Consider the following 26,796-nt stretch of genomic DNA (forward strand, 5'->3'; position numbering starts at 1 on the left):
GCACCCGGTGGTCAGCGCGTCGAGATGGGCCGCGACGTCGGCATCGGTGACGAGCCCCGTGCCGGGGAGCCGCGCGCGCAGCTGGGTGACGTTGGCGGCCTCGAGGATTGCGCCCGCCGGCGACGGCAGGGGCAGCACGGCGTCGGCGCCGACGTCCCGAGCCCCGCCTCGCGGAGCAGCGCCGGGAGCTCCCGGCCGTAGCCCAGGTCCGCGCCCCGGCCGACGAGCAGCGCGAGGAAGGCCTTCCGGACCCGGCGCGCGCGGTCCTGAACGAGATCGTCCGGGCCGGCGGACCGAGCGAGGCACGGCGCGGACTGCAGGTCGACGTCGAAGTCCTCCACGAGCAGGTACCCGCCGGGCCGGACGGCGGAGGCCATGCGCCGCAACGCTTCCCCGCGGTCGGGGAGGTGTGTGAGGACCAGCCGGGCGTGCACCAGGTCGAAGGTGCCGGGCGGGTCGTCCGTGGTCACGTCGTGCCGCAGCACGCGTACCCCGGGGCCTTCCGCCGCCGTCAGCGCCTCGGGCGCGATGTCGGTGGCCACCACCAGCCCGTACGGCCCGACGCGCTCGGCGAGACCGCGCGGGACGGACGGACCGCCCGCCCCCACCTCCCAGACGTGGGCGCCGGGCGCGAGCCCGAGCGCGTCCACGTGCCGGAAGGTCGTCCCGTCGAACAGCGCGGACAGCGCGGCGAACCGGGCCGCCGCCCCCACCTCACGATTGTCGAGCAGGTACTCCCCGCGCCCGAAGTCCGTCGTCGTGCCCGTGCTCATGCCGCTCTCCCACCGCCGGAGTTCCGTGCTGCCTCAGAGCGGCCGGGGGCGGTGCGGGATACCGCGACGGGAGGGCGACGGGAGGGTTCGGGCGGGCGGCGGGACCGGGGCGGCCGCCCGGGTCAGCGCGTCCCGGCCTTCCGGCGGTGCGCCGGGCGCTTGGCGGGTGCGGAGGTCTCCTCCGCGCCGTCGTGCCCGGTCGCCTCGGCGCCGGCGGAGTCCGCGGAGTCCGCGGAGTCGACCGATTCCGCCGATTCCGCTGTGGGCTCGGTCCCCCCGCCGTCCCCGTTCGCCTCGGCCGGGGCCTCGGCGAGATCGGCGTGCCGGCGCTTCGCGGTCGACCAGCGGAGCTCCACCTCGAACTCCACCTCGTCCTCGTCGATCTCCACCTCGACCTTGCACTGCACCTCATCGGGCACGCGCACGGTCATGCTCGTGTTGCCCAGCGTGAGCTCGACCTTCCCGGTGTCGGCGAGCGCCTCGGCCAGCGCGGACAGGGTGCGGGCGGTCTGCGCCCGCGTCACGGGCTCCTTGTAGGTCACCTCGACGTCGGACATCGTCGTCTCCGATCGGGATCGGTCGCGGGCCCGGACGGCTCGTCGGGCATCCGACGGAAGTGTCGACGGCCAGTGCCCCCGGGCTCGTCATCCGTTCCGGGTGGTCGCGGACGGGCGGGCCGGGCGGGCGGCGCCGCCGCGGCCCGACCGCTACGCCGTGACCCGCTCGTAGAGCCGGACGGCCAGGTCGTCCGCGTGGACGCGGACGGGATGGCGGGTGTGCCGGTACCCGCACCAGACGCACCCGGGCCGCCGGCCCGGCGTGCTCCGCCGGCGCTCACCACGCACCGCCCGGCCGAGCTCGGCGCCGGCCCACGCGACCGCCACCGCGGTCGTCAGGCCGCCGACGACCACGGCGCCGACGAGCCGGGCCCACGCCCGGACGAGGCGCAGGCCGACGCCGGATCCCCGGTCGGTCACGTCGGCCTCCCTCCGTGCGGGCTCGGGCGGGTGCGCCGGGACGAGCTCCGGTACGGAGGGTAGGCGCCGATCGGCCGGTCGAGGTGGCACCGACCTGACTTCCCGATGAACAGGTGGCCAGGCGAGCCCTCAGCCGTGGCGCCGCTGCTCCATCCGGGGTTGACTACGGCTCCACCCTCATCCGAGGGTCGTGGCGAAGGGGTGGAGACCGTGGCACTCGTGCCGAGCACGTGGATCTCGTCGACCGGGCGGCGGCGCGACGCCGTCGCGGCCGTGACCGACGTGATCCGCGACCTGATCCCGTTCGTCCAGACGGCGATCAAGGGGATCGACGAGCTGCGGGACCGGGCCGCCCTGAAGCTGCGGGAGAGGTCGGCCCGCCGGACGGCCCGGCGTCAGCGCGGCGGGTGGCCGGCCGGCGGCGGGAAGACCGCGCGGCCCTCGCCCGCCTCGAAGACGGACGCGGCGGGCCCGACGATCCGCGGCTCCGGCGGGGTGGCGACGCTCGGATCCTTGCCGGGGTAGTCGACCAGGCCCAGCACGTGCCGGATCGCCTCCAGCCGGGCCCGCTTCCCGCGGACCCCAGTGAACGGTGAGCAGCAGGGGTCGCGGTCGGCCCGCTCGGCGCACCCCACGCCGGTGATCACCCCGGCTCGTCGAGTGCCCGTTCGGCCAGGGTCTCCTCGAGCAGGTGGACCGCCTCGCGGTGGCTCTCGCCCAGGTAGCGGCCGGGGACCCGGCGGCGGGACGGCCGGGTGAGGAAGGCGTTGCCGGCGTAGAAGGGCGGCCTGCCCTGGGCCGCCATGGCGGACAGGGCGGCGACCGCCGGCCGCCGGCCGACGGCCAGGTGGGAGACCACCACGACGGCGGCCGCGTCGAGCGTCTCCGCCGCGACCGTCAGGGTGGGGACGGGGGTCCGCGCACCGAGGACGCGGCAGGCCCGTCCGTCCGTGGCGAGGAGCATGCCGAACGCCTCCAGCCCCAGCGAGTGCAGGTCACGCGGGCCGCAGGCCAGCAGGACGCATCCGCCCGGGCGCGGCTCGGGCGCGAAGGCCACGATCCGCGAGAGCCAGGTGCGCGCGGCCTCGGTGGCCAGGTGCTCGTGGCCGACGTCGCAGCTCCCGATCTCCCACCAGTGCCCGATCCGGCGCATCGCCGGCACGAGCACCAGGTCGACAGTGGCGCCCAGGCCCAGCCGCTCGGCGGCGTCGTCGAGGCAGGAGCGGACCCCGCCCTGGTCCATCGCGCGGGCCGCCTCCAGGAAGCGGTCCACCAGGTCACGGCCGGGCTCGTCGGAGTCGACCAGCAGGCGGGCGGTCGTCGCGGCGTCGCCGGCGCGCCGGCCGCGGGCGATCTCGTCCCGGATGATCCGCAGCTCGTCGATCACCTGCGGCGGATAGCGGCGGTGGCCGCCCCGGGTGCGGACGACGCCGGGCACCGAGTAGCGGTGCTCCCACGTGCGCAGCGTGGAGACCGGCACCGCCAGCAGCGCGCTGACCTGCTGGATCGTCAACGGACGATCCGTGTGTTCCGGCGCGGCGACTGGCACGGGATCAGGGTGCGCCTTCCCGGCCCCGGACGCACCGGTACGGCAGGTTCGTTTGCGCAGGTTCGGCCGTTGCCCCACGGGCCGCGCCATCGCACGCTGGAACGAGGTCGGCCCGATGCGTGTAGCCCACACTCGCCCCCCAGGTGCGGGACGCGGACCGGGCCGACGTCAGAGTGCCGGACCCGGAGCCGGGGTGGTGCGCGACCCACCCCGGCCCGTCCGTGCTCGTCGGTCCGCTCCCGCCGCGGTGCCGCTCCCCGGCCGCCGCCGCGCGGCCCGCCTCCTTCCGCGGTGGAACGAGGCGGGCCGCCCCGCGCCGCGACGATCCGTCGCTCGGGGTCTGGCCCCGGCCACCGTGGCACGGCAGCATCGGATCCCCGGCTCGACTGCGGGGCGAGGATCCTCCTGCCCGACGACGTGTGAGGTGGCCGATGCAGAAGTACGTCTACGAGTTCACCGAGGGCGGCAAGGACCAGAAGGACCTGCTCGGTGGCAAGGGCGCCAACCTCGCGGAGATGACCAGGCTGGGGCTGCCGGTGCCGCCGGGCTTCACGGTGACCACCGAGGCGTGCCGGCGCTACCTGGCCGACGGCCAGGTGCCGGCCGAGCTGCGGGTGCAGGTGACCCGGGCGCTGCGGGCGCTGGAGGACCGGATCGGCCGCCAGCTCGGCGACCCCGAGGACCCGCTGCTCGTCTCGGTCCGGTCGGGGGCCAAGTTCTCGATGCCCGGGATGATGGAGACGGTCCTCAACATCGGGCTCAACGACGCGTCGGTGCGCGGGCTGGCCGCGGTCGCCGGGGACGAGCGGTTCGCCTGGGACTCCTACCGGCGCCTGATCGCGATGTTCGGCAAGACCGTGCTCGACATCGACGGCGAGCTGTTCGCCGACGCGATGGACGCGATGAAGGGCGAGCGCGGGGTGAGCCAGGACGTCGACCTCACCGCGGGCGACCTCGAGGAGCTGGTCGAGGCCTACAAGAAGGTGGTGCAGCAGGAGACCGGCCGGCCCTTCCCGCAGCACCCCCGCGAGCAGCTCGACCTGGCGATCAAGGCCGTGTTCGACTCCTGGAACACCGAGCGGGCCCGGCTCTACCGCCGCCGGGAGCGGATCCCGCACGACCTCGGCACCGCGGTGAACGTGTGCACCATGGTGTTCGGCAACCTCGGCGCGGACTCCGGCACCGGGGTGTGCTTCACCCGCGACCCCGCCACCGGCAGGCAGGGCGTCTACGGGGACTACCTGCCCAACGCGCAGGGCGAGGACGTGGTCGCCGGCATCCGCAACACGCTCACGCTCGCCGACCTCGCCGAGCGGGACCGGGCGTCGGCGGACCAGCTCTACTCCGTGATGCGCCGCCTGGAGACGCACTACCGCGACCTCTGCGACATCGAGTTCACCATCGAGCGCGGCACGCTCTGGATGCTGCAGACCCGCGTCGGCAAGCGGACCGCCGCCGCGGCGTTCCGGATCGCGGCCCAGCTCGTCGACGAGCAGCTGATCACCCTGGACGAGGCGCTGCAGCGGGTCACCGGCGAGCAGCTCGCGCGGCTGATGTTCCCGCAGTTCGACCCGGCCGCCGAGCGGTCCCGGCTCGCGACGGGCCTGGCGGCGTCGCCGGGCGCCGCGGTCGGGGCGGCGGTGTTCGACTCGGCCGCCGCCGTCGCGCGGCACGCGGCGGGCGAGCACGTGATCCTGGTCCGGCGCGAGACCAACCCGGACGACCTCGAGGGCATGATCGCCGCGGCCGGGGTGCTGACCAGCCGCGGCGGCAAGACCTCGCACGCCGCCGTCGTCGCGCGGGGCATGGGCCGCACGTGCGTCTGCGGGGCCGAGGCGATCGACGTCGACGCGGCGGCCCGCACGGCCCGGGTCGGCGAGGTCGTGGTGCGCGAGGGCGACATGCTCGCGATCGACGGCTCCACCGGCGAGGTCTTCCTCGGCGACATCCCCGTGATCCCGTCCCCCGTGGCCCGCTACCTCGAGGAGGGCCTCGACGCGGTGCTGGACAGCGCGGACGAGGAGACCACCGAGCTGGTGGTCGCGGTGCACCGCATCCTGACCCACGCCGACGCCACCCGGCGGCTGCGCGTGCGTGCCAACGCCGACACGGGGGAGGACGCCGCCCGGGCCCGCCGGCTCGGGGCCCAGGGCATCGGCCTGTGCCGCACCGAGCACATGTTCCTCGGCGAGCGGCGGGTGCTGATCGAGCGGCTCGTCCTCGCCGACTCGGCCGAGGCCCGCGCCGCCGCGCTCGACGCGCTGCGGCCGTTGCAGCGCGGCGACTTCGCCGACCTGTTCGCGGCGATGGACGGCCTGCCGGTGACGGTGCGGCTGCTGGACCCGCCGCTGCACGAGTTCCTGCCGGACCGCACCGAGCTGACGGTCCGGGTGGCCCTGGCCCGCGAACGCGGCGAGGACCCCACCGCGGACGAGGCGCTGCTCACCGCGGTGGAACGGCTGCACGAGTCGAACCCGATGCTGGGACTGCGCGGCGTGCGGCTCGGCCTCGTGGTGCCCGGGCTGTTCGCGATGCAGGTCCGGGCCGCCGCCGAGGCCGCCGCGGAGCGGATCAAGGCCGGCGACCGCCCGCAGGTGGAGATCATGGTGCCGCTCGTCGGGTCGGTGATGGAGCTGCACCTGATCCGGGACGAGACCGACGGGATCCTCGCCGAGGTCGCCGAGCGCGAGGGCGTCGCGCTCGACATCCCGGTCGGGACGATGATCGAGCTGCCGCGGGCCGCGCTCACCGCCGGGCGGATCGCCGAGGCCGCCGACTTCTTCTCGTTCGGCACCAACGACCTGACCCAGACGGCGTGGGGCTTCTCCCGCGACGACGTCGAGGCCGCGTTCTTCGCCCTGTACCTGGACAAGGGCGTGTTCACGGTGTCGCCGTTCGAGACCCTCGACGAGATCGGGGTCGGGCGGCTCGTCCGGCTCGCGGTCGAGGAGGGCAGGCGGGCCCGGCCCGGGCTGAAGATGGGGGTGTGCGGCGAGCACGGCGGCGATCCCGACTCGGTGCACTTCTTCCACCACGTCGGGCTCGACTACGTCTCCTGCAGCCCGTTCCGGGTCCCGGTGGCCCGCCTCGAGGCGGGCCGGGCCGCGGTCTCCCTCGACGACACCGCCGCGGGGCTGGCCGGGCCGCGCTGAGGACCAGCCGTCACCGCCGCGCGGGTATCCGGGCCGCGCTGAGGACTAGTTCGGTGTGACCCGGGCGAGCAGGGCCTCGGCGACGACCGACGGTGCCTCGTCGAGCGCGCTGTGGCCCTGGCCCGGGAGGGGGACGACCGTCGCGCGCGGGAGCACGGCCGCGATCGCCGTCGTGGCCCGGCGCAGGTGGTCCGGGCTGCGGTCGCCGAGCAGCAGCACCACGGGCACGTCGACCGCGGCCAGGGCGTCGACCCCGGGGAGCCGGTCGATCTCCCGCATCTCGCGGGTCCAGGTGTGCACGAGCGCGACGCGTTCGGCCCAGGTGGGCAGCGTGCGCATGCCGGGCACGGCGGCGGCCGGCACGCCGACGACCTCGGTCAGGGCCCGCGCCACCGCCCCGGCCCGGTCGCCGTCGGTGATCATCACGTCGAGGGCGTCGATGGTCGCCGGCGGCGTCAGCGGGCCGTCGACCGGCCACGGCGGCTCGTAGAGGAACAGCTCGGAGACCGGGAGGCCGCGCACCGCGGCCCCGAGGACCACGGAGGCGCCGCTGGAGTTCGCCCCCACGCTCAGCGGCCCCTGGCTCGCGAGCCGCCCGGCCGCGGCCCGGAGGTCCTCGAACTCGCGGGCGAACGCGTAGGGCAGGGTGTCGCCGGAGTCGCCCTTGCCGCGGCGGTCCATCAGCCAGCAGGCGTAGTGGCCGTCGAGCAGGGCCGCGGTGCGCGCCCAGCGGCGCCGGCCGGCGGGACCGCCCGGGACCAGCAGCAATCGCCGGGGCCCGTCGGTCACCTGCTCGAGGGCGATCTCGGTGCCGTCGGCCGAACGGACGCGCTCGATGACCGTCATGCGGGCATGGTCGCACCGGACCACACCGGGGTCACGCGGATCGAACCGGATCGGAGCTGACCGCCACCTCAGTCGGTCGGAGCCCGCAGGACGACGACCGAGCGCGGCCCCACGGTCACGACGTCGCCCGCCGTGGGCTTGCCGTGGGTCCCCGTCCCTTCGAGGGCGAAGGTGTCGATCTCGGGCGCCCACACCTGGCCGGTGCGCAGCGCCGGCACGGTGAACCCGACGGGCTCCCACCAGGCGTTGACCAGGACGAGGAAGTCGTCGTCGAGCAGCGCACGGCCCTCGGCGTCGTGGTCGGGGGAGTCCCGGCCGTCGAGGTACGTCGCGACGCAGCGGGCGGAGGGGTCCGCCCACTCGGCCGCGGTCAGGATCGTGCCGGCCGGGCCGTACCAGCGCAGGTTCCGCCAGTCGACGCCGGAGAGGAACCGGCGCCGGCGGAACACGGGATGCGCCCGCCGCAGGGCGATCAGCGTGCCGGTGAAGGCGAGCAGCCCGTCGTCGACATCGGCCCAGTCGAACCAGGTCAGCTCGTCGTCGTGGCAGTAGGCGTTGTTGTTGCCGCGCTGGGTGCGGCCGAGCTCGTCGCCGCCCAGCAGCATCGGGACCCCGAACGAGAGCAGCAGCGTGGTGAGCAGGGCCCGCTGCTGCCGGGCCCGCAGCGCCCGCACCTCGGGGTCGTCGGTCGGCCCCTCCTGGCCGCAGTTCCACGAGCGGTTGTCGTCCGTGCCGTCGTGGTTGTCGTCGCCGTTGGCCTCGTTGTGCTTGCGGTCGTAGGTCACGAGGTCGGCGAGGGTGAACCCGTCGTGCGCGGTGACGAAGTTGACCGACGCGGTGGGCCGGCGCCCACGGCCGCCGTAGAGGTCGGCCGAGCCGGCGAAGCGGGTCGCGAACTCGCCGAGCAGGCCGTCGTGGCTGCGCCAGAAGTCGCGGACGGTGTCGCGGTAGCGGCCGTTCCACTCCCGCCACAGCGGCGGGAACCGGCCGAGGTCGTAGCTGTCCGCCCGCCCGACGTCCCACGGCTCGGCGATGAGCTTCGCCCGCGACACCACGGGGTCCTGGGAGACGAGGTCGAAGAAGGCGGCGAGGCGGTCGAACCCGCCGTCGTCACGGGCGAGGGTGGGGGCCAGGTCGAAGCGGAACCCGTCGACGCCCATCACGGTCAGCCAGTACCGCAGCGAGTCCATGACCAGCTGCAACGTGAACGGATCGGCCGTGTTGAGGGAGTTGCCGCAGCCGGTGGTGTCGAGGTAGCGGCGCGGGTCGGCGGGGTCGAGCCGGTAGTAGCCGGCGTTGTCGAGGCCGCGGTGGCACAGCGTCGGGCCGTGCGGGTCGCCCTCCCCGGTGTGGTTGAAGACGACGTCGAGCACGACCTCCAGGCCCGCCCGGTGCAGCGCCTCGACCATCGCCCGGAACTCCTCGACCTCCCCGCCGGGCCGCCCGCGCCGGACCTCGGCCGAGTACCCGGGGTGCGGGGCGAGGTAGCCGATCGTGTTGTAGCCCCAGTAGTTCGTGAGCCCTCGCGCCGGCAGGAACGCCTCGGACACGTGGTGGTGCACCGGGAGCAGCTCCACGGTGGTCACGCCCAGGCCGACGAGGTGGGCCACGGCCGCGTCGTGCCCCAGCCCGGCGTAGGTGCCGCGCAACGCGGGCGGTACGCCGGGATGGGCCGCGGTGAAACCCTTGACGTGCACCTCGTAGATCACGGTGTCCGCGTAGGAGTACCGCGGCGCCGGCTCGGAGGTCGTCGCAGGCCGGCCGACGACGAGGCTGCGCGGGACGTGCGGGGCCGAGTCCAGGGTGCTCGGCCGCCCGGGATCGTCCGGGTCGTGCCCGAGCACCTCGGGTCCGAAGCGGACCTCACCGGTGACCGCCCGGGCGTACGGGTCGAGCAGCAGCTTGGCCGGGTTGTAGCGCAGGCCGCGGGCCGGCTCGTAGGGGCCGTGCGCGCGGAAGCCGTAGGCCTGACCGGGGCCGACGCCGGGCACGAAGCCGTGCCAGACCCCGGCGTCGTACTCGGTCAGGGCGAGCCGGCGCTCGTCCGCGCCGTCGAACAGGCAGAGCTCGACCGCGTCGGCCCGCGAGGCCACGGCGAAGTTCGTGCCGCCCGCGCGCACGGTGGCACCCAGCGGGGCGACGGCCCCGGGCAGCACGGGACGCGGGCTCACCGGTCCGGCCCCTGCTCCCGCAGCCTGCGCAGCACGTCCCCGACCGGGTCGACCGCGCCGTGCCGGCGGCGGATCACGTCGGCGACCAGCCCGGTCCAGCCGGTCTGGTGGGACGCGCCCAGCCCGGCGCCGTCGTCGCCGTGGAAGTACTCGTTGAACAGCAGGTTGTCCTTCCAGCGGGGATCGCGCTGCAGCCGCTCGACCCCGCCGAAACAGGGCCGCCGGCCGTCGTCGCCGACCAGGAACAGCGACACCAGCCGTTCCCACAGGTCCGCCACGACCTCGTCGAGGCGCAGCCGCTTGCCCGAACCGGTGGGGTACTCGACGGTGTGGTCGTCGCCGAAGAAGCGGTGGTAGCGCTCCAGCGAGGTCACCACGAGGTGGTTGACGGGGAACCACACGGGCCCGCGCCAGTTGGAGTTGCCGCCGAACATGGCGACGGTCGACTCGGCGGGCTCGTAGTCGATCTCGGCGTGCAGGCCGGGCGCGTCGAGCACGTACGGGTGCTCGCGGTGGTACGCGGACACCGAGCGCAGGCCGTGCGGCGAGAGGAACTCCGCCGGGTCGAAGAGCTGGGCGAGGAGGCTCTCGAGCTTGTCGACGCCGACCACGCCGAGCAGCAGCTGCCGGTTCCCGGGCCCGCCGCGCAGCAGACCGCGCGCCGCGAGGTCCGCCTCGTCGTCGAGGCCCTTGCGGTCGAGGAGCCGGGAGACGTGCTTGCCCGCGGCGGCCGCGCGGCGCAGCGTCGTCTCGTCCGCGACCCCGGCCGCGAGCATCGGGATCACACCCACCATCGAGCGCACGGCGACGGGCACGACCGTGCCGTCGGGGGTGAGGAGCCGGTCGGCGAACAGGCCGGTCTCCGGGTCCCACAGGCCCTCCGCCTCGACGGCGCCGCGGATGGCGGCGAGGTGCTCGAGGAACTTGCGCACCAGGTCGTCGGCGGGCCGCTGGCCGGAGGCCCGCAGCACGGCCGCCATGACGCCCATGGCCAGCGCGTAGGCGGCCATCCAGCCGGTCGCGTCGGACTGCTCCAGCACGAACCCCGGGGGCAGGTGCGAGCGGTCGATCGGGCCGATGTTGTCGAGGCCGAGGAAGCCGCCCTCGAAGACGTTCGAGCCGTCGGAGTCCTGCAGGTTGACCCACCAGGTGAAGTTGACCAGGAGCTTGTCGAAGACCCGGGAGAGGAAGTCGACGTCGCGGGCGCCGTCGAGGGCGAACACCTCGAGCGCCGCCCACGCCTGCACCGGCGGGTTGATGTCGCCGAAGTCCCACTCGTAGGCGGGCAGGGCGCCGTCGGGGTGCTGGAACCACTCCCGGCACACCAGGATCAGCTGGTACTTCGCGAAGGCCGGGTCGACGTGCGCCAGCGCGACGCAGTGGAAGGCGAGGTCCCAGGAGGCGAACCAGGGGTACTCCCACTTGTCCGGCATGGACATGACGTCGAACGAGTTGAAGGTCCGCCACCGGGCGTTGCGCCCGTGCTCCCGGGAGGCGGGCGGCCGGGGCTGGCCCGGGTCGCCGTCGAGCCAGCGGGCCACGTCGTAGTGGTAGAACTGCTTGCTCCACAGCAGCCCGGCGAAGGCCTGGCGCATCACGTTCGCCTCGTCGGCCGACGCCGCCGCGGGCGTCAGCTCGCCGTAGAACTCGTCCGCCTCGGCGCGCCGCCGGTCGCGGACCTGCGTGAAGTCCTCGCCCAGGTCGCCCGGCCGGTCCTGCGGGCGCAGCCGCAGCCGCAGCTCCACCGTCGCACCGGGGTCGACCGCCACCCGGTACCGGACCGCGCATTTCGTACCGGTGCCCTCCGGATTCACCGTGGCCGCGCCGTGCACGACGTGGTCGGCGATCCCGTCCTTCGGGTACTCCGGCCCGGGGGTCCCGTAGAGCCGTTGGAGGTTGGTCTCGTTGTCGCAGAACAACAACTCGGGTTCGGCGCCGTCCGGAGCGGGACCGGCGACCAGCTCCAGGTCACCGAGGAAGGGGTGCGGCACGGCGACCGCCGCGGGGCCGATCGCCCGCATCACCGGCGCGGTGGCGTCCGGGTCCCAGGACCAGGTGTTGCGGAACCACAGCGTCGGCAGGACGTGCAGCTCGGCCCGCTCGGGGCCGGCGTTCGTGACCTCGACGGTGACCAGCAGGTCGTCCGGGTCCGCCTTGGCGTAGTGGACCTCGACGACCCAGTAGCGGTCGTCGTCGAAGACGCCGGTGTCGAGCAGCTCGTACTCCGGGTCGTGCCGGCCGCGCGCCCCGTTGGTGGCCACCAGGTCCTCGTAGGGGAAGGCGCGCTGGGGGTAGTGGTACCGCCAGCGGTTCCAGGCGTGGGACGGGACGGCGTCGAGGTACCACCAGTACTCCTTGGCGTCCTCGCCGTGGTTCCCCTCGGGGCCGGTCAGCCCGAAGATCCGTTCCTTGAGGATCGGGTCGCGCCCGTTCCACAGCGCCAGGCCGAGGCAGAGCCGCTGCTCGACGTCGGAGAAGCCGGCCAGGCCGTCCTCGCCCCAGCGGTAGGCCTGGGAGCGGGCCCGGTCGTGCGGCAGGTAGGACCAGGCCTCGCCGTCCGGGCTGTAGTCCTCGCGGACCGTCCCCCACTGCCGCTCGCTGAGGTAGGGCCCCCAGCGGTACCACGGGTCACCCGACCGCAGCCCCTCGTCGAGGCTCGCGAACCCCCGTACCCGCTCGCTCTCCGCACCCACCGCGCCTCCCCGTTCGACGTCGTCCACCCGGCGCGGAGTCTCCGGCCGCGGGGCGGATGCCGATTCACCCGTCCGGGATGGGGCCGCGGCGGAGCCGACAGGTCAGCGTGACGCCCGAGACCTGGGCCACCGAAGGGAGTCCATGATGAGCACGCACGCCACGCCGCACCGAGCCGAGTCAGGCGGAGCGGCGACGCCCGGGGGCCGGACGGAGTTCACGACCACCTTCGCCCTGTTCGCCGCGGTCCTGATGCTGCTCGCCGGAGCGTGCGGCGTCCTCACCGGCATCGCGTCGATCGTCCAGGACGAAGTCCTCGTGCGCGGGCCGCAGTACACCTACACGCTCGACCTGGCCACCTGGGGCTGGATCCACCTGGTGCTGGCCGTGCTGCTCGGTGCGGCGGGCGCCGGCGTCCTGTGGGGCGCGTCCTGGGCGCGGGCGCTCGGCATCACGGCGGCCGCGCTGAACATCGTGGCGCACTTCGCGTTCCTCCCGCACTTCCCGATCTGGGGCCTGATGCTCATCGCGCTGAACGTGATCGTGATCTGGGCACTCGTCCCGTACCGCGCTGAGAAGGCCTGACGGCGCGGCCGGGACCGGGACGTGAGCACCGGCGGGGACGACCCGAAGGCGGCGGAGGGCGCGGGAGGCAGCCGGCTCCTCGGGCTCCTGCTCGCCATGGCGATGTTCGTGCTGGTGGTCGACACGTCGCTGATGAACGTGTCGATCTCCGCCGTGGTCCGCGACCTGGGGACGACGGTCAGCGGCGTGCAGTCGGCCATCGCGCTCGAGGCGCTGGTGTCCGCCGCGTTCATCCTGATCGGCGGCAAGGTCGGCGACCTCATCGGGCGCAAGCGTGCCTACGTGCTCGGGCTGCTCGGCTACGCGGTGGGCGCGACGGCGATGGCGTTCGCCCAGGGCCTGACCGCGGTGATCGTGTTCTGGGCGGTGATCGGCGGGATCGGCGCGTCGCTGTTGCTGCCGGCGATGCAGTCGCTCATCCACGGCAACTTCGACGGCGCGGCGCGCAAGCAGGTGTACGCCCTGGTGGGGGCCGCGGCGGCGATCGCGGCCGCCGTGGGCCCGCTGCTCGGCGGCTTCATCACGACCTACCTGTCCTGGCGGGTCGGGTTCGTGCTCGAGGTCGTGGTGATCGCCGTGGTGCTCGGTGGCGCGAAGCTCGTGCGCGACGTCCCCTACACCGGTCCCCGGGGCGTCGACCTCGTCGGTGCGGCCCTCTCGGTCCTCGGGATGGGCGGGCTGGTCCTCGGCATCCTGGTGTGGCAGGAGGGCGGCGAGCGGGTCGGCCTCGTCCTGGCGATCGGCGTCCTCGGGCTGGTGGGCCTGGTGTTCTGGCTGCGGCACCGGGCGCGCCGGGCGGAGCCGGCCCTGCTGGACGCCGGGCTGTTCTCCTCGGCGCACTTCCGGATCGGCGTCTCGCAGCAGCTGCTGCAGCAGGTCGCGCTGGGCGGCACCATGATCGTGCTCCCGATCTTCCTGCAGATGGTGCTCGAGTACGACGCCATGGAGGCCGGCCTCACGATCGCGCCGCTGTCGCTGAGCATGTTCGGGCTGGCCGTCCTGGCCGGGAAGCGCAGCGGGAAGCGCCGACCGGCCACCGTGGTGGGCGTCGGCTTCGGGCTCGTGATGATCGGTATCCTGATCCTGCTGCCGCTCGTGCCGCGCGCCGGCACGGGCTGGGTCCTCGTCGGCCCGCTCGTGATCGCCGGTGCGGGGCTGGGCCTGCTGGTGTCGCAGCTGAACAACTACACGCTGTCACCGGTCCCGGAGGAGCGGGTGAGCGAGGCGGCCGGGGTCAACTCGGCGGCCGGGTCGTTCGGGCTCTCCTTCGGCCTCGCCTTCGCCGGCGCGATCATGCTGGCCGCCCTCGCCTACACCTTCACGGCGGAGACCGAGGCGAGCACTGTGCTGCCGCCCGCCGAGAAACAGCAGGTCGCGCAGGTGCTGGAGGAGGACGCCGAGCTGATGAGCAACACCCGGCTCGCCGAGCTGCTCGCCACGCAGCCCGAGGCGATCCGGCAGGAGATCATCCGGATCAACACCGAGGCCCGCCCGTTCGCGCTGCAGATCGGGCTGCTCGTCCCGCTGCTCGCCGCCGCGCTCGGCGTCGCCAACTCCCTGCGGATGCGGCGGCTCCCGGACCCGGAACCCTCGGGCGCCGCGGAGACGACGCTCGGCTGATCAGGCGCCGAACCAGTCCTTCAGCCCCTTGCGGGCGTACCGGATCGTCAGGCTGCCCATCCCGGCGCTGCCCGTCACCACGAGGTGCGGCCCGGATCCGGAGGGGGTGTGCGGGACCTTGGTCGACACGGATCCCCAGGAGGTCGTGACGCCGTCGACGTCCGCCGAGCCGCCGGGCGGCAGGACGATCGTGATCGAGCCCATCCCGGTGGCGACGTCGACGGCGATCCGCGGCGGCGTCGCGGTCCCGGTCAGGTCCAGGTGGATCGAGCCCATGCTGGTCGTCAGCCGGAGCTTCGGCGGGACGGGCCAGTCGCCCGTCCGCTTGATCGACCCCATCTCGGTGTTCAGGTGCAGGTCCTCGCGGACGGCGGGGACCTGTACCTGCGGTGCCGCGGGCGGACCGGACGCCGCGGGCAGGTCCGCGAACGGCGGTTCCAGCTCGGCGTAGGTCCTGGCGGCGTAGACGGCGCCCAGGCGCTCCTCGAGCTCGGCCAGCGTGATGCGGCCCTCGGACATCGCGAGGTGCAGCCTCTGCGCGGCGGCCTCGCGGTCGGCGTCCGAGATCCGCAGGTTCCCCCGATCCACGCCCCGAGGTTAGTGCAGACCGGCGGGGCGGGGTCGGGACGAGCGGCCGGCGAACGGCACCGGCCGCACCGTCTGACCTCGTCGTCGCACCGCGCCGGGCCGGCGCGTGCATCGTCGCGGCACGGCGCCGATTGACGCGGGCCGTGGCCACAAGGCAGAACTACCGGGAGGCGATGGTGCGCGACGGGAGGCGTCGATGGGGACGACGGGCTGGACACCCGAGGAGTACGGGCAGGTGACGCTGCTGCGGGCGGCGAACGGCGGCGGCTACCCGTACGGGAACTCGCTGCTGGTCCGGGGCAGCGCGGGCACGCTCCTCGTGGACCCGTCGCTCGCGTTGATCGAGCAGGACGCCCTCCCGGCGGCCGACGCGGTCGTCGTCAGCCACGCCCACGAGGACCACCTGGTGGCGATCGACGCGTTCGACGCCCCAGTCCACGTGCACACCGCCGACCTGCCCGCGGTCCGCGACACGCAGGTGCTGCTCGCCGGCTACGGCCTGCCCGCCGACGCCACGGCGGAGCTCGCGGACTCCCTGGCCGCCGAGTTCCGGGTCCGCAGCCGCCCGGACGCCGTGGGTGTGCCGGACGGCCACCGGTTCGACCTCGGCGACCGCACGGCGACCGTGGTGCACCTGCCCGGGCACACCGCGGGGCACTGCGGGCTGCTGGTCGAGCCGGACGGCTTCCTCTACATCGCCGACATCGACCTCACCTCCTTCGGGCCGTACTACGGGGACCGGGTGAGCAGCCTCGAGGGCTTCGAGCGGTCGATCGACATCTGCGGGTCCGTCGACGCGCGCTGGTTCGGCACCTTCCACCAGAAGGGCGTGGTCGAGGGGGCGGACGAGTTCCGCCGCAGGCTGCGGGCGTACCGGGAGGTGATCGGGCGGCGGGACGAGGCGCTCACCGAGTTCCTCGCCGAGCCGCGGACCCTCGCCGACGTCGTCGACCACCGGTTCGTCTACCGGCCGCACGTCGAGGCCCCGCACGTGGAGAGCGTCGAGGCGCGCACCGCCGAGCAGCACATCGCCCGGCTCGTCCGCACGGGGGTCGTCGCGGAGGTGGAGCCCGGCCGCTACCGCGCGGTGGCGGGCTGAACGGGGCGAGGAGCGGGGCGGGATCGAGGCGAAGTCCGTCGTCGTCGCGCAGCCGGCCCGCGCCGGCCTGCACGCCTGGACGGAGTGAACGCGGCGGCCGAGCCGCCGGGCCCGTTCACTCGTCACGGATGAGGACCGGCCCACCGTCGCCGGGCAGCCTCGCTTCCGGCTGACCGCGCTGCCGACGAGAACGGAGCCGATGACCCATGCACTACGAGTTCCGCGTCGACGGCGTCCTGTCCGAGGATGCGCGTGCCGCACTCGGCGACATGCGGATCACGGAGCTGCCACCGCAGACGGTGATCGACGGCGAGGTGCTGGACGACTCGCACCTGCACGGGATCATCGCCCAGCTCGACGCCCTCGGGCTCACGCTCGTCTCGGTCCTGCCCGATCCGCTCCCCTGAGCGCGTCCGGTTCGTGACGGGTCTCGGTCGGCTCAGGCTCCCGCGACGAAGAGGCAGAACGGGTGCCCGTCGGGATCGCGCAGCACCCGGACGCCCTCCTGTCGCTGATCGGCCTCCAGTCTGGCGCCCAGTCGGACGGCCCGGTCCACGTCCGCGGCGAGATCGGTGCTCAGGAGGTCGACGTGCAGCTGCATCTGCGGCGCGCCCGGCCGCGCGGGCCAGGCGGGCGGGACCTGCGGCGGCTCGAGCTGGAAGCTCAGCCCGGGACGCTCCCGGCGGGGGTCCCGCAGCCGGACCCAGTCGGGCTGCTCCTCGACGGTCTCCCAGCCGAGCAGCTCCCGGTAGAACCCGGCGAGGGCGACGGGGTCCGGCGACCCCAGGACGACGGCGGCGAACGACACGCTCATGCACACCGATCATGGCGGAACGGGCTGCCCCGGTGCAGCTCGGCGAGCTCGACCCACGGGTGAGCGCGCCCGGCACTGAGGTCGAGGCCCCGCATATTCGCGGCCGGCGACTTCCCCCGCTCGCCCGCAGGAGGTGATGCCCCCCGGGGCCGCCCGTCGGAAGGTGCGCTGGTCCGGGCGCCCCAGGCGAGGAGGGCCACGATGTCCGTCGTCGATCGACCCGACCAGCCCGTCCCTCCGGATCCGGCGGCCGCCACCGGCACCGCTGCACCGGCGGCGGCGCCCCTGACCGCCGAGGAGCGGGCGGAGCTGGAACGGCTGCGGGCCGAGCTGGCCGCGCTGCGTGCCGCACCCCCGTCGCCGCCGGCCGCGCGGCGGCACGGCCCGGTCCGGTGGGCCTCGGTCGGCTCGGCGGTGCTGCTGGTCCTGGGCCTGCTGCTGGTCCCGGTGTCCGTGCTGGCGGTGTGGACGCACAACCAGCTCGCCGACACCGACCGGTTCGTGGCGACCGTCGGGCCGGTCCTGCAGGACCCGGCGGTGCAGACGGTGGTGGCCGACCGGGTCACCGCCGAGGTCTTCGCCCAGGTCGACGTGCAGCAGCTGGCGAACCAGGCGGTGGACGCACTGGCCGCCCAGGGGCTGCCCGCCCCGATCGCCGAGCGGCTGCACGGGCTCACCGGCCCGTTGGCCGACGGCACCCGCACCTTCGTCGGCGACAAGGTGCAGGAGCTGGTGGCCAGCCCTGCCTTCGTCGCCGCGGCGCAGCAGGCGCTCACGCTGTCGCACCAGCAGATGGCCGCGGTGCTGGAGGGGCAGTCCTCGGCCGTCGGCATCCAGGACGGCAAGGTCGTCCTCGACCTCTACCCGTTCATCGAGGCCGCGAAGCAGAAGCTCGTCGCGTCGGGGTTCGAGCTCGCGGCACGCATCCCCGCGATCCACCCGACGATCCCCCTCTTCCCGGCCACCACCCTGATCCGGGCCCAGACGCTCTACCACCTGCTCGACGTCACGGCCACGTGGCTGCCGTGGGTCACCCTGGCCCTGTTGATCGGCGGGGTCCTGCTGGCGCGCCGCCGGCGGCGGGCGACCCTGGTCGTCGGCATCGGGGTGATGGCGACGATGTTCGTGCTGGCCCTCGCCCTGTTCGCGGTGCGGGGCCTCGTCGTCGGCGGCGTCGCCGAGTCGTCGGCCGCGGCGGTGTCCTCGGCCTTCGACATCGTGGTGCGCTTCGTCCGGGCCGCGTTGCGCACGCTGTTCGTGATCGGCCTGGTGGTCGCGCTGGCGGCGTGGCTCACGGGCCCCTCGACCGCCGCGGTGCGGCTCCGGGGTGCCCTCGCCGGCGGCGTCGCGTCCCTGCGGCGCGGCGCGGTCGGGCGATGGCTCGCCGAGGGCCCGGTGGGGCCGTGGGTGCACGCGCACCGCACCCTGCTGCGGACGGCGCTGGTGGTCCTCGCCGCGCTCGTGCTCGTGCTCGTCGACCGGCCGTCGGGGTGGGACGTCCTGTGGGTCGTCGTCGCGCTCGTGGTCCTGCTCGGGGTCGTGGAGTTCCTCGACCAGCCGCGCGCGCCCGACCGGGCACCCCCGACGCCGTCCACCCCGGACACGAACGCCCTCGCGGACCCGCAATCACCCGTCCGGGATGGCACATCGGCGCCGATCACGGTCGATCGTCCTTCCTGAGGCACGACACCGGCGACGGACGCCGCGTCGGCGCCGCGGACCACCGGCCGGAGCGACTCCGGCCCCCGGCCCGGTACGCCCGGACGGCAGACCAGGAAGAAGGGGTTGGACATGCTCCTCGCACAGACCGACTACCCGTTGCTCGACCTGTTCTGGACGATGCTCGTGTTCTTCGGCTTCGTCCTGTGGTTCTGGATGATCTTCGTGATCTTCGGCGACATCTTCCGGCGCGACGACATCGGCGGCTGGGGGAAGGCGGGCTGGACGGTGCTGATCATCGTCCTGCCCATCGTCGGCTCGCTCGTGTACCTGATCGCGGAGGGCCGGAAGATGGGCGAGCGCCGGCAGGCGGACGCTGCCGCGGTCCGCGATGCCTACGAGCGCGACGTGCGCCGGATCGCCACCGCGAACGGCGACGCCGGCGGGCCCACCGCACAGATCGCCGAGGCGAAGCGCCTGCTCGACCAGGGCGCGATCACCCAGACCGAGTACGAGTCGCTGAAGGCCAAGGCCCTCGGCCGTTCGCTCGGTGAGCCGGCGCACTGACCGGCGCCGGCGCCGGCGAGGGGCGAAGGCCGTGCGGTCCGAGAGCCCCACCGCACCGCCGCCGAACCGGCTCCGGCATCCGGCCGAGCTCCCGTTCTTCGTGTTCATGGTGGTCCTGAACGTCGCGATCGTCGTGGCGATCGTCCGGGTCGCCCTCGTGCTGCCGTTCGTCCCGCCGGCGCTGCAGGACACGGCGTGGGCGAACGGCATCCGGGCCGCCCTGTTCGGACTGTTGCTGCTGGTGCCCGCCCTGGTCGTGGTCCGCGAGACGCAGCGGGCCTCGACCCGGGGCACGGCCGTGCAGCTGTCGCCGGAGCAGTACCCCGAGCTGTACCGCACCGCGGAGGACCTCGCGGCACGGTTCGGCCTGCGGCGTCGGCCGGACATCTTCCTGGCCAACGGCAACGGCGCCCTCAACGCCTTCGCCGCCCAGGCGACGGGACACGACTACGTCGTGCTCTCCAACGAGCTGTTCGCCCACCTCGACGACGGGAACCGCGAGGGCCTGCGGTTCATCCTCGGCCACGAGCTGGGGCACATCCGCCTGCACCACGTCGCGCTCTGGTACCAGCTCGCCGTCGCCTACTCGCAGCGCATCCCGCTGCTCGGGCCGACGTTGTCCCGGCTGCGGGAGTACTCGTGCGACCGGCACGGCGCGTACCTGGAGCCGGACGGGGCGACGGGGCTGGTCCTGCTCGCCTCCGGCCGCCACACCGAGCGGCACGTCGACATCCCCGCGTTGCTCCGGCAGGGCCAGGAGCTGCGGGGGTTCTGGGTCGGGCTCGCGCAGCTGCCGCGCTCCCACCCCTACACGGTCCGGCGGCTCGAACGGCTCCACGGCCTGGGTCTGCTGCGCCCCGGTCCGGGGCGTCGTCCGGGATCGGACGGGCTGGACGCGGGCGCCCGCAGCAACCGGCGCGGGCTCGTGGTCGGGGCCGCGGAGAGGGACGGACGGGCCGGGTGACCCGGCACGGCGGGCCGTCGCGGGGACGGCCCGCCGTGCGGTTCACGACGTCGGAGGTGCCACGACCGTCGGGACCCCCGGACAGCCCGTCCGCACGCTCTCGACGATCGGCGCCGCCGCGGCCTCGACCTGGGCGACGGACGCGGCGAGCGCCCCCAGCTTCGCCGACAGGCTCGCCTGGTCCGTGATGCCGGCGATGGTCGTCTGGAGTGCGGCGAGCGCCTGCTCGAGGGCCTCGACCTGGGGGCCGAACTGCGCGCCCGCCGCGGTGGCCAGGTTCCGCCCCGCGTCGGCGAGGTCCTGCAGGGCGGCCTTGACGCCGTCCGTGCCGACCTTCGTCGCGTCGATCCCGACGATCGCGTTGGCCGCGGCCTGGAACTCCGCGGCGGCCGTGCAGAGCTGCGGCGAGTACCCCGTCGTCGCGGGCGCCGAGGTCGTCGCGGGCGGCGCGGGCGGTGCCGACGGCGGCGCGGGCGGCTGCGCGGAACACCCTGCGACCGCGGCGATGCCGAGCGCGGCCGCCGCGACGCGCAGGGCGGCCCGGCCCGGTCGTGCCGTCGGCCCGCCGAGCATGTGCATCATGACGCCTCCGACATCCGGGAGCGGCAGCTCGGGAACCCTGCCGACGGGGACAAGTGTCGGGGCGGCGGGGACGCGAGTGGTCATCCTGGACGGGTGGTCGTGGCCCATGGGGCCGCGCCGGAACCGCCGGACGCCGGCGCCGTGCTCAGCGCCGTGCTCAGCGCCGTGGTCCGCGCTGGGGTCCGGCCGGGATCCGTTGCAGCCCGACGAGCTCGATCCCCAGATCCTGCAGCCGGGCGAGCAGTTCCTGCAGCTCCGCCTGGTCGTCGACCCGGGCGCGCAGCTCGGTCTCCGTGGGGTGGGCCGGGCGGAGCGGGTCCAGCGCGGCCAGGAGGGCCGGGCTGAGACGTCCCCGCACACGCACCGAGTACTCGCAGCTCACTGTGACCTCCTCCAGCGGTCGACGGCTCGACGATGCCGGTCCCGGTGCGACGGCACACCATCCGCATGGGATGAGCGCGCCCCCTCCGGGCCGGTCGTGTGGTCAGAGCAGCCCCAGCAGCCGGGCCCGGCGGACCGCGTCGCGCCTGCCCACCGCCCCGAGCTTGCGGTAGAGGGCGCGCTGGTGGGTCTTCACCGTGCTGACCGAGACGTAGAGCTCCGCGGCGATCTCGGCGTTGCTCAGGCTGCTGCCGAGATAGCGCAGGACCGTCCGCTCGCGTTCGGTGGGCGGGTCCGCGAGCGGCCGGACCGCTCCGGTGTCGTCCGGTCCCGCCGCGAGGCGTCCGAGCAGGTCGAGCACGAATCCAGGGGCAGCCGTCCCGCGCTCGAGACACGCCTGCAGCACGGGGCGCAGGTCCGTCCCCTCGTCGAGGAACGGGCCGCGCAACCCGCCGGGGAGGGCGGCGACCAGGGCGTCCTCGCACCGGTCCCGGGCGCGGTCGTGGTCGTCGTCCGCCGCGGCCAGCAGGGCGTCGAGGAGGAGGACCCGGACGCGGAGCCGGACCGTCGGGGGATCGCCCAGCCCGGCGCGGTACAGGTGAGCGGTGTCGAGGTCCCCGAGTCGCAGCCGGAGCAGCGCAGCGGTCACGAGGCCCTCGGGCATTGTCGGCGGGCCGGCCCGGTCGAGCAGGGCGAGGGTGCGCTCCGGGCCGCCCGTGTGCACGACGAGCGAGGCCTCCAGGAGCTCCGCCCGTTCGCGCAGGATCCGCGGGGCGCGGTCGGCGTCCGCGTCGAGTCCTCTCCGGAGCACCGCCAACGCGGACTCGTGGTCCCCGGACAGCGCGCGCCGTTCCGCGGCCAGGAGCGCGGTCGCGAGCCGGACGTGCGGTTCAGCGCGCATGGTCTCGGACGCCGGCAGCCGGGCCAGCTGCTCGTCGGCGGCCGCGGGATCGCCCCGGTCCAGCGCCACCCGCACGAGGGCGAGGTGGGCCGCGGCGACCTGCACCGCGAGCTCCAGGCCGGCGGCGGCCGCGGCGGCGAGGGTCTTGTGCCCCTCCGCCTCGGCGGCGTCGAGCTCGCCACGCTCGGCCCGCAGGAGCGCGCGGTAGGACGCGGCGTTCAACTGTGCCAGGACGACGCCGGGTACCGCCGCGTCGGCGGCCGCGCTGAGATGGCGTTCCGCGGCGTCGAGGTCGTCGGTCCAGAGCGCGGCCGTGCCGAGGTTGTTGTGGGCCACCACCGGCACGATCTCCGCGCCGGCCATCCCGAGCGTCGCGAGCGCACCGGACTCGTGCGGGACCCGGCGGTAGGCCTCCTGCACGGCGGTCCAGTCGCCGAGGAGCCGCCCGAGGCCGCCGGCGCTCATCTGCCGGAGCACCTCCGCACGCCGTCGCCGGTCGTCCGGCAGCCCGTCGGCCGGTGCGGTGCGGGCCGCCTCCAGGAGCCGGGGCACGTCGAGCCCGCTGCCCTGCGCGACGCGTGCCCCGGCCAGCCCCGCTGCGAGCTCCGGGTAGGCCCCCGCGACCGCGGTCGGGACCCGTTCCAGCACGTGTTCCAGCAGCGCGCCGTCGCCCCCCATCACGAGCGCCACCGCGTGGACCCCCGTGAGGTCGGCCGCCAGCCGCCACAGGCCACCGCCCACGGCCGAGCGGATGGCCTCGAGCGGCATGTCGTGGCCGCGGAACCACTCCGTCGCCCGGCGATGCAGGTCCCGGCGTTCGCGTGCGGTCACCGTGCGCGCGCGGAGGATGTCGAGGACGAGGCGGTGCAGCCGGAACCAGCGCCCCGGACGGTCCGCCTCGCGCACGAAGAGGTGGGACGCCGCGAGGTCGGCCAGGACCCGGCCCGCCTCGGCGCGGCCGGTGAGCACGCGGGCGAGATCCGCGCACACGAGGTCGACGACGCTGACGGCGGTGAGGAAGGTCATCAGCTCGGGTGCCTGCTGGTCGAGCACCTCGGTCAGCAGGTAGCCGGCGACGCTGTGGTCGTCGCCTGAGAAGGCCTCGACCGCGGCGTCGACGTCCGACCGGTCGTGCAGGTGCAGGGCGGCCAGCCGCAGCCCCGCCGGCCATCCCTCGGTCCGGTCCAGGAGCCGCTCGACCTGGCCGGCGGTGAGGTCCACGCCGAGGCGGGCGAACAGCTCCGCGGCCTCGTCCGACCGGAACGCGAGATCGGTGGCACGCACGTCGCGGAGCAGGTCGGCCACGCGCAGCCGTTGCAGCGGCCAGGGCGGGTCCCTGCGGGTGGCCACCACGATCGACAGGCTCGGGACCGGTCGCTCGACGAGGCGGAGGAGCCCCGCGTGCACCTCGGCCGAGCCGATCTCGTGGTAGTTGTCCAGGACCACGACGACGGGGGTCGGCGCGTCCCGGAGCGCGTCCGCGACGGCAGCCGGCAGGTACTCGGTCTCCACGCCGCCGGCGACGATCCGGCCGAGGGTGTCGGGCCCGTCCCCGTCCGTCGCCTCGACGAGCGCCGCCGCGACGGCCCGCCAGAACGGTTGCGGGGCGTCCTGGTCGGCGTCGAGGGTCACCCACACCACGGCCCGGCCGCCGGCGCCGGCCTCGATCCACGATCCGAGCAGCACGGTCTTGCCCCACCCGGCCGCCGCGGCCACGAGGGTCGCCGGGGCCGCCACGCCGGCGTCGAGCACGTCGTGCAGCCGGGGGCGTCGCACGAGGCCACCGGCGACGGGAACCGGCAGGATCGACGGGTCGGGCTCGGCCCGGGGCCCGCTCGCCCTCCTCAGCCTGACCGACCGGTGCCGCGTCATGTACCCCTCGCGTCCACCTGTCCGGTTCCCTGCCGACGGGGGTCGTCAGCATCGGGGCGGGCCTGATCCCACCCAGGGTGCCCGGGCTGCACTCCAGCAGACCCTCGCAGCTCGAGGGGATGGGGTGAAGTGGCGAAAGTCCCCAGTGTCGCTTCCGTGGGCCCGGGCGGGCCCCGGCTCTACCCGGTCCTCCTCGTCGGTCCCCCGGCGCGGCCGGGGACGTGACGCCTCGCGCGTGCCGTCGCCCGACGCGGAGGGGAGACGGTGCGATGGATCAGGCCGTGCTCGTAGCCCACGACGACGGCGTCGCGGCGGTTGCCGACGCCGAGCTTGCCGTAGATCGACCGGACGTGCGTCTTCAGGGTGTTGACCGAGACGGTGAGGTCGGCGGCGATCTCCTCGAGCGACTCCAGGGACGGCAGCAGCTCGAGCACGGCCTGCTCGCGGACGCTGAGCGCGGCGTCGAGTCGCTCGCCGTCCGGGGGCGCGAGCACCAGGGCCCGGCCCGGCAGGGTGTGCGCCACCTCCAGGGTGCCGTACTGCTGGGCCAGCAGCCGGCGCACCACGGGGCGGGCGTGCACGAACGGCCGGAGCAGGTCGTGCGGTTCGGCCAGTCCGACGGCGTCCCGCAGGGCCAGGGCCGCGGCGAACCGGTCCTCCGCGCGGATCGCGAGCTCGCTGCACAGCAGCTGGGCCTCCACCACGGTGGCCGGCAGCACGGCTCGCGGGCCGCCGTCGAGGAGGCCGTGCAGGGTCGCGCGGGCCTGGTCGACGCGGCCGCCGAGCACGTCGGCCCGCGCGCGCATGACCACGGCCTCGCCGGCCGTCCCGCAGCGCCCGGCGAGCCAGCCCTGCACGGCGGAGGCCGCGGCGTGGTGCCCGAGCCGGAGCGCGATGTCGAACTCCGCCGTGGCCGCGAGCGCGATCTCGATGCGGTCGGCGTCGTGGTCCCCGAGCACGACCCGGGCGTGCTGGAGGACCTCGAGGCCACCAGGACGGTCACCGCCGTCGGCGAGGGCGGCCCCCCGCAGCACCTCCAGGACGAACCGGAGCCGCGGTTCCGCGGTCTCGGCGCGGTGCAGGGCGTCGGCGACCAGGCGGAGGACGCGCTCCGGGTCGGCGGCGAGAAGTGCGGCGTGGGCGAGCAGCGCGCGGGCGTCGAGCGCCGCGGGCGAGGCCGCCCACCCCCGGGCGCCGGCGAGGGCGTCGGCGTGCGCGGCGTGCTCGCGCATCGCGTGCAGGTCCCCGTCCGCCGCGGCCGCCGCGGCCGCCGTCGTGTGGCACTGCAGGAGGAGATGGTCCCGGCCCGTGCGGCGAGCCCGGACCAGCAGTTCGTCGAGCGTGCGCCGGACGGGCCGGAGGTCCTCGGCGCCGTCGCGGCCACGCACCCGTGCCGCACAGTCCGCGACGTGCGACAACAGCTCGGTCGCCTCGTCGGGCGGAGGTCCGTCGGCCCACGGGGACTCCCCGGGAGGGATCTCCCGGACCAGGATCCGTGGCAGCCCGCCGAGCCGGTCCGCGATCGTGCTCAGGACGACGAGCTGCGCCGACGGCTCCGGTGGCCACCGCCGGCGGGCCTGCCGCGCGGCCGCGACGCCGGTGGGGCGATCGCCGGCCTGGTGGGCGGCCAGCGCGGCCACCACCGACAAGGACGGATCGGCGGCCACGACGGCGTCCCCTGCCCTGCGGAGCGCCCGTCGCAGCGCTCGGTGCTGGCCGGTGACCAGCAACGGCACGGCGACCCGGCGGACGACCTCGACGAGCAGGGCCGGATCGGCAGCCAGCGCGGCGTGCGTCAGGGCCGTCGCCGGGTGGTCGCGTTCGAGCCACCAGCGGGCGGCCACGGAGTGCAGGTCCCCGGCGGCCCGCGGGCTGCGCCGCTGGAGATCGCCGCGCAGGTAGCTGCGGATCAGCGGCTGCACCCGGTACGTCTGCAGTGTCCGGCCGCGCAGGCGGACCAGGGCGGTCCTGGACTCGAGCTCGGCGAGGACGTGCCCGGCGTCCTCGCGGCCGGACAGCTCGACGGCGAGCGCCACCGGGACGTCGTCGGAGACGCTGGTGCGGCGCAGCAGCTCGATCGCCGACGCGGGCAGTCCGCTGAGCACCTCGTCGACGAGGTAGTCGGCGACCATCCGATCGACACCGGAGAACCTCGCCAGGAAGCCCTCGACGTTCGGCGACGCCTGCAGCGCCGTGGCGGCGAACCGCAGCCCGACCGGCCAGCCGTCCGTCTGGCCGTAGAGGCGGTCGAGCTGCTCGGCATGGAGCCGGACCCCGACCCGTCGCAGGAGCGCCTCCGCCTCGTCCCGGTCGAGGCGCAGGCGGTCGGCCCGGAGCTCGACCAGGCGGCCCTGGGGCCGGAACCGCTGCAGCCCGATCGGCGGGTCCCACCTGCCGGCCAGGACCACCGGCACCGTCCCGGGGCGGTGGCGCAGGAGCCGGGCGACGTCGTGGAGCACCTCGGGGGCGCTCAGCTCGTGGACGTCGTCGAGCACCAGGCGGACCGGGCGGTCGAGCTCGCCGAGCGCCGCCGCGACCGCGGCCCCGAACTCGGGTCGGCCGGCCGCGGACAGGTCCCAGCCCCGGCCGTCCGGGCCGGTGCGGACCGGCGCGGTCGCCGGCACGGTGTGGCACCGGGCCAGGGCCCCCAGCAGGGCACCCCAGAACAGGCGCGGGTCGTCGTCGTCGCCGTCGAGGTGCACCCAGGCGGTGTCGGTCGACGGCCGCCCCGCCTCGGCCCACTCGGCGAGCAGCAGGGTCTTCCCGTAGCCCGCCGGCGCACACACGAGTCCGACGTCGCGGATCGAGTCGAGCTCGCGGCGCAACAGCGGCCGGCGCACGGTGTCCGCCGGGAGGGGCGGGACGGAGATCTTCGTCTCGGGAACGATCGTCACGTCGCCTCCACAGCCGGCCGGACCGGCCGGCCTCCGGCGCCGGCCCGGGACGGGCCGCCGACCGATCGATCGTGCGCGTGCCGGGGAGGAGACCGCGTCATCCTCCGCGGG

22 protein-coding genes are annotated in these 26,796 nt (G+C 75.1%); 9 read left to right on the forward strand and 13 right to left on the reverse strand.

Translation table 11 applies throughout. From position 1 onward, the window contains the following. Positions 1 to 11: 11 nt before the first annotated feature. From AB0B41_RS08700 to AB0B41_RS08710, 3 genes are all read right to left on the reverse strand, one after another. The gene (locus AB0B41_RS08700) at positions 12 to 773 is read right to left on the reverse strand and encodes a methyltransferase domain-containing protein (RefSeq protein ID WP_358200562.1); all 762 of its coding nucleotides are present in this window, start codon (positions 771 to 773) and stop codon (positions 12 to 14) included. Between the two features lie 122 nt (positions 774 to 895). After that, on the reverse strand, positions 896 to 1,330 hold the full coding sequence (locus AB0B41_RS08705; protein ID WP_358200564.1) for an amphi-Trp domain-containing protein: 435 nt from the start codon (positions 1,328 to 1,330) through the stop codon (positions 896 to 898). A 150-nt stretch (positions 1,331 to 1,480) separates the two neighbouring features. Beyond that, positions 1,481 to 1,750 (reverse strand): hypothetical protein, encoded by a 270-nt coding sequence (locus tag AB0B41_RS08710; protein WP_358200566.1) that lies wholly within the window; start codon positions 1,748 to 1,750, stop codon positions 1,481 to 1,483. A gap of 219 nt (positions 1,751 to 1,969) precedes the next feature. On the opposite strand from AB0B41_RS08710, the gene AB0B41_RS08715 reads away from it, so the two are divergent. Beyond that, positions 1,970 to 2,275 carry a hypothetical protein gene (locus AB0B41_RS08715; protein WP_358200568.1) on the forward strand — a complete coding sequence of 102 codons (306 nt, stop codon included), beginning with the start codon at positions 1,970 to 1,972 and terminating at the stop codon, positions 2,273 to 2,275. 118 nt (positions 2,276 to 2,393) lie between these two features. On the opposite strand, the gene AB0B41_RS08720 is transcribed toward AB0B41_RS08715, so the two are convergent. After that, entirely contained in the window at positions 2,394 to 3,263 is an 870-nt protein-coding gene (locus AB0B41_RS08720; protein WP_358200570.1) for a B12-binding domain-containing protein, read from the reverse strand. A gap of 467 nt (positions 3,264 to 3,730) precedes the next feature. Between AB0B41_RS08720 and ppdK the strand changes: the two genes are divergently transcribed. Further along, positions 3,731 to 6,451, forward strand: a complete 2,721-nt coding sequence (ppdK, locus tag AB0B41_RS08725) for a pyruvate, phosphate dikinase (RefSeq protein WP_358200572.1) — start codon at positions 3,731 to 3,733, stop codon at positions 6,449 to 6,451. Between the two features lie 45 nt (positions 6,452 to 6,496). On the opposite strand, the gene AB0B41_RS08730 is transcribed toward ppdK, so the two are convergent. The 3 genes from AB0B41_RS08730 to AB0B41_RS08740 all read right to left on the reverse strand — a co-directional run bounded on the left by AB0B41_RS08730 (position 6,497) and on the right by AB0B41_RS08740 (position 12,161). After that, complete coding sequence (locus AB0B41_RS08730; RefSeq protein ID WP_358200574.1) at positions 6,497 to 7,297, reverse strand: alpha/beta hydrolase; 801 nt, start codon at positions 7,295 to 7,297, stop codon at positions 6,497 to 6,499. 68 nt (positions 7,298 to 7,365) lie between these two features. Further along, entirely contained in the window at positions 7,366 to 9,468 is a 2,103-nt protein-coding gene (gene glgX / locus AB0B41_RS08735) for a glycogen debranching protein GlgX (protein WP_358200576.1), read from the reverse strand. Beyond that, a complete protein-coding gene (locus AB0B41_RS08740; RefSeq protein WP_358200578.1) occupies positions 9,465 to 12,161 on the reverse strand; it encodes a glucosidase in 2,697 nt (898 codons plus the stop codon). Before AB0B41_RS08740 ends, glgX begins: the two co-directional genes overlap by 4 nt. A gap of 145 nt (positions 12,162 to 12,306) precedes the next feature. On the opposite strand from AB0B41_RS08740, the gene AB0B41_RS08745 reads away from it, so the two are divergent. Next, a complete protein-coding gene (locus AB0B41_RS08745) occupies positions 12,307 to 12,744 on the forward strand; it encodes a hypothetical protein (protein ID WP_358200580.1) in 438 nt (145 codons plus the stop codon). Positions 12,745 to 12,765: 21 nt separating this feature from the next. Then, entirely contained in the window at positions 12,766 to 14,364 is a 1,599-nt protein-coding gene (locus AB0B41_RS08750) for an MFS transporter (protein WP_358200582.1), read from the forward strand. Here AB0B41_RS08750 and AB0B41_RS08755 read toward each other — a convergent pair whose 3' ends face one another. Further along, on the reverse strand, positions 14,365 to 14,952 hold the full coding sequence (locus tag AB0B41_RS08755) for a DUF1707 domain-containing protein (protein WP_358200584.1): 588 nt from the start codon (positions 14,950 to 14,952) through the stop codon (positions 14,365 to 14,367). 196 nt (positions 14,953 to 15,148) lie between these two features. Here AB0B41_RS08755 and AB0B41_RS08760 point away from each other — a divergent pair, with 196 nt between their 5' ends. Both AB0B41_RS08760 and AB0B41_RS08765 read left to right on the forward strand, forming a co-directional pair. After that, positions 15,149 to 16,051, forward strand: coding sequence for an MBL fold metallo-hydrolase (locus tag AB0B41_RS08760; RefSeq protein WP_358200586.1), 903 nt, complete (start codon positions 15,149 to 15,151; stop codon positions 16,049 to 16,051). 206 nt (positions 16,052 to 16,257) lie between these two features. After that, the gene (locus tag AB0B41_RS08765) at positions 16,258 to 16,458 is read left to right on the forward strand and encodes a hypothetical protein (protein ID WP_358200588.1); all 201 of its coding nucleotides are present in this window, start codon (positions 16,258 to 16,260) and stop codon (positions 16,456 to 16,458) included. A gap of 32 nt (positions 16,459 to 16,490) precedes the next feature. Here AB0B41_RS08765 and AB0B41_RS08770 read toward each other — a convergent pair whose 3' ends face one another. Next, positions 16,491 to 16,865 (reverse strand): VOC family protein, encoded by a 375-nt coding sequence (locus tag AB0B41_RS08770; RefSeq protein WP_358200591.1) that lies wholly within the window; start codon positions 16,863 to 16,865, stop codon positions 16,491 to 16,493. A gap of 201 nt (positions 16,866 to 17,066) precedes the next feature. On the opposite strand from AB0B41_RS08770, the gene AB0B41_RS08775 reads away from it, so the two are divergent. The 3 genes from AB0B41_RS08775 (at position 17,067) to AB0B41_RS08785 (ending at position 20,055) form a co-directional block, all read left to right on the forward strand. Next, positions 17,067 to 18,545 (forward strand): hypothetical protein, encoded by a 1,479-nt coding sequence (locus AB0B41_RS08775; RefSeq protein WP_358200593.1) that lies wholly within the window; start codon positions 17,067 to 17,069, stop codon positions 18,543 to 18,545. 111 nt (positions 18,546 to 18,656) lie between these two features. Beyond that, positions 18,657 to 19,091, forward strand: a complete 435-nt coding sequence (locus AB0B41_RS08780) for an SHOCT domain-containing protein (protein WP_358200595.1) — start codon at positions 18,657 to 18,659, stop codon at positions 19,089 to 19,091. A 31-nt stretch (positions 19,092 to 19,122) separates the two neighbouring features. Continuing rightward, positions 19,123 to 20,055, forward strand: a complete 933-nt coding sequence (locus AB0B41_RS08785) for a M48 family metallopeptidase (RefSeq protein ID WP_358200597.1) — start codon at positions 19,123 to 19,125, stop codon at positions 20,053 to 20,055. A gap of 42 nt (positions 20,056 to 20,097) precedes the next feature. Here AB0B41_RS08785 and AB0B41_RS08790 read toward each other — a convergent pair whose 3' ends face one another. The 4 genes from AB0B41_RS08790 to AB0B41_RS08805 all read right to left on the reverse strand — a co-directional run bounded on the left by AB0B41_RS08790 (position 20,098) and on the right by AB0B41_RS08805 (position 26,685). Beyond that, positions 20,098 to 20,721 carry a hypothetical protein gene (locus AB0B41_RS08790; protein WP_358200599.1) on the reverse strand — a complete coding sequence of 208 codons (624 nt, stop codon included), beginning with the start codon at positions 20,719 to 20,721 and terminating at the stop codon, positions 20,098 to 20,100. A gap of 73 nt (positions 20,722 to 20,794) precedes the next feature. Further along, a complete protein-coding gene (locus tag AB0B41_RS08795) occupies positions 20,795 to 21,019 on the reverse strand; it encodes a hypothetical protein (protein WP_358200601.1) in 225 nt (74 codons plus the stop codon). Positions 21,020 to 21,121: 102 nt separating this feature from the next. Then, the gene (locus AB0B41_RS08800; protein WP_358200603.1) at positions 21,122 to 23,695 is read right to left on the reverse strand and encodes a LuxR C-terminal-related transcriptional regulator; all 2,574 of its coding nucleotides are present in this window, start codon (positions 23,693 to 23,695) and stop codon (positions 21,122 to 21,124) included. 275 nt (positions 23,696 to 23,970) lie between these two features. After that, entirely contained in the window at positions 23,971 to 26,685 is a 2,715-nt protein-coding gene (locus tag AB0B41_RS08805) for a LuxR C-terminal-related transcriptional regulator (RefSeq protein WP_358200605.1), read from the reverse strand. Between the last annotated feature and the right edge of the window lie 111 nt (positions 26,686 to 26,796).

Source organism: Pseudonocardia sp. NPDC049154 (assembly GCF_040648315.1).
GTDB lineage: Bacteria > Actinomycetota > Actinomycetes > Mycobacteriales > Pseudonocardiaceae > Pseudonocardia.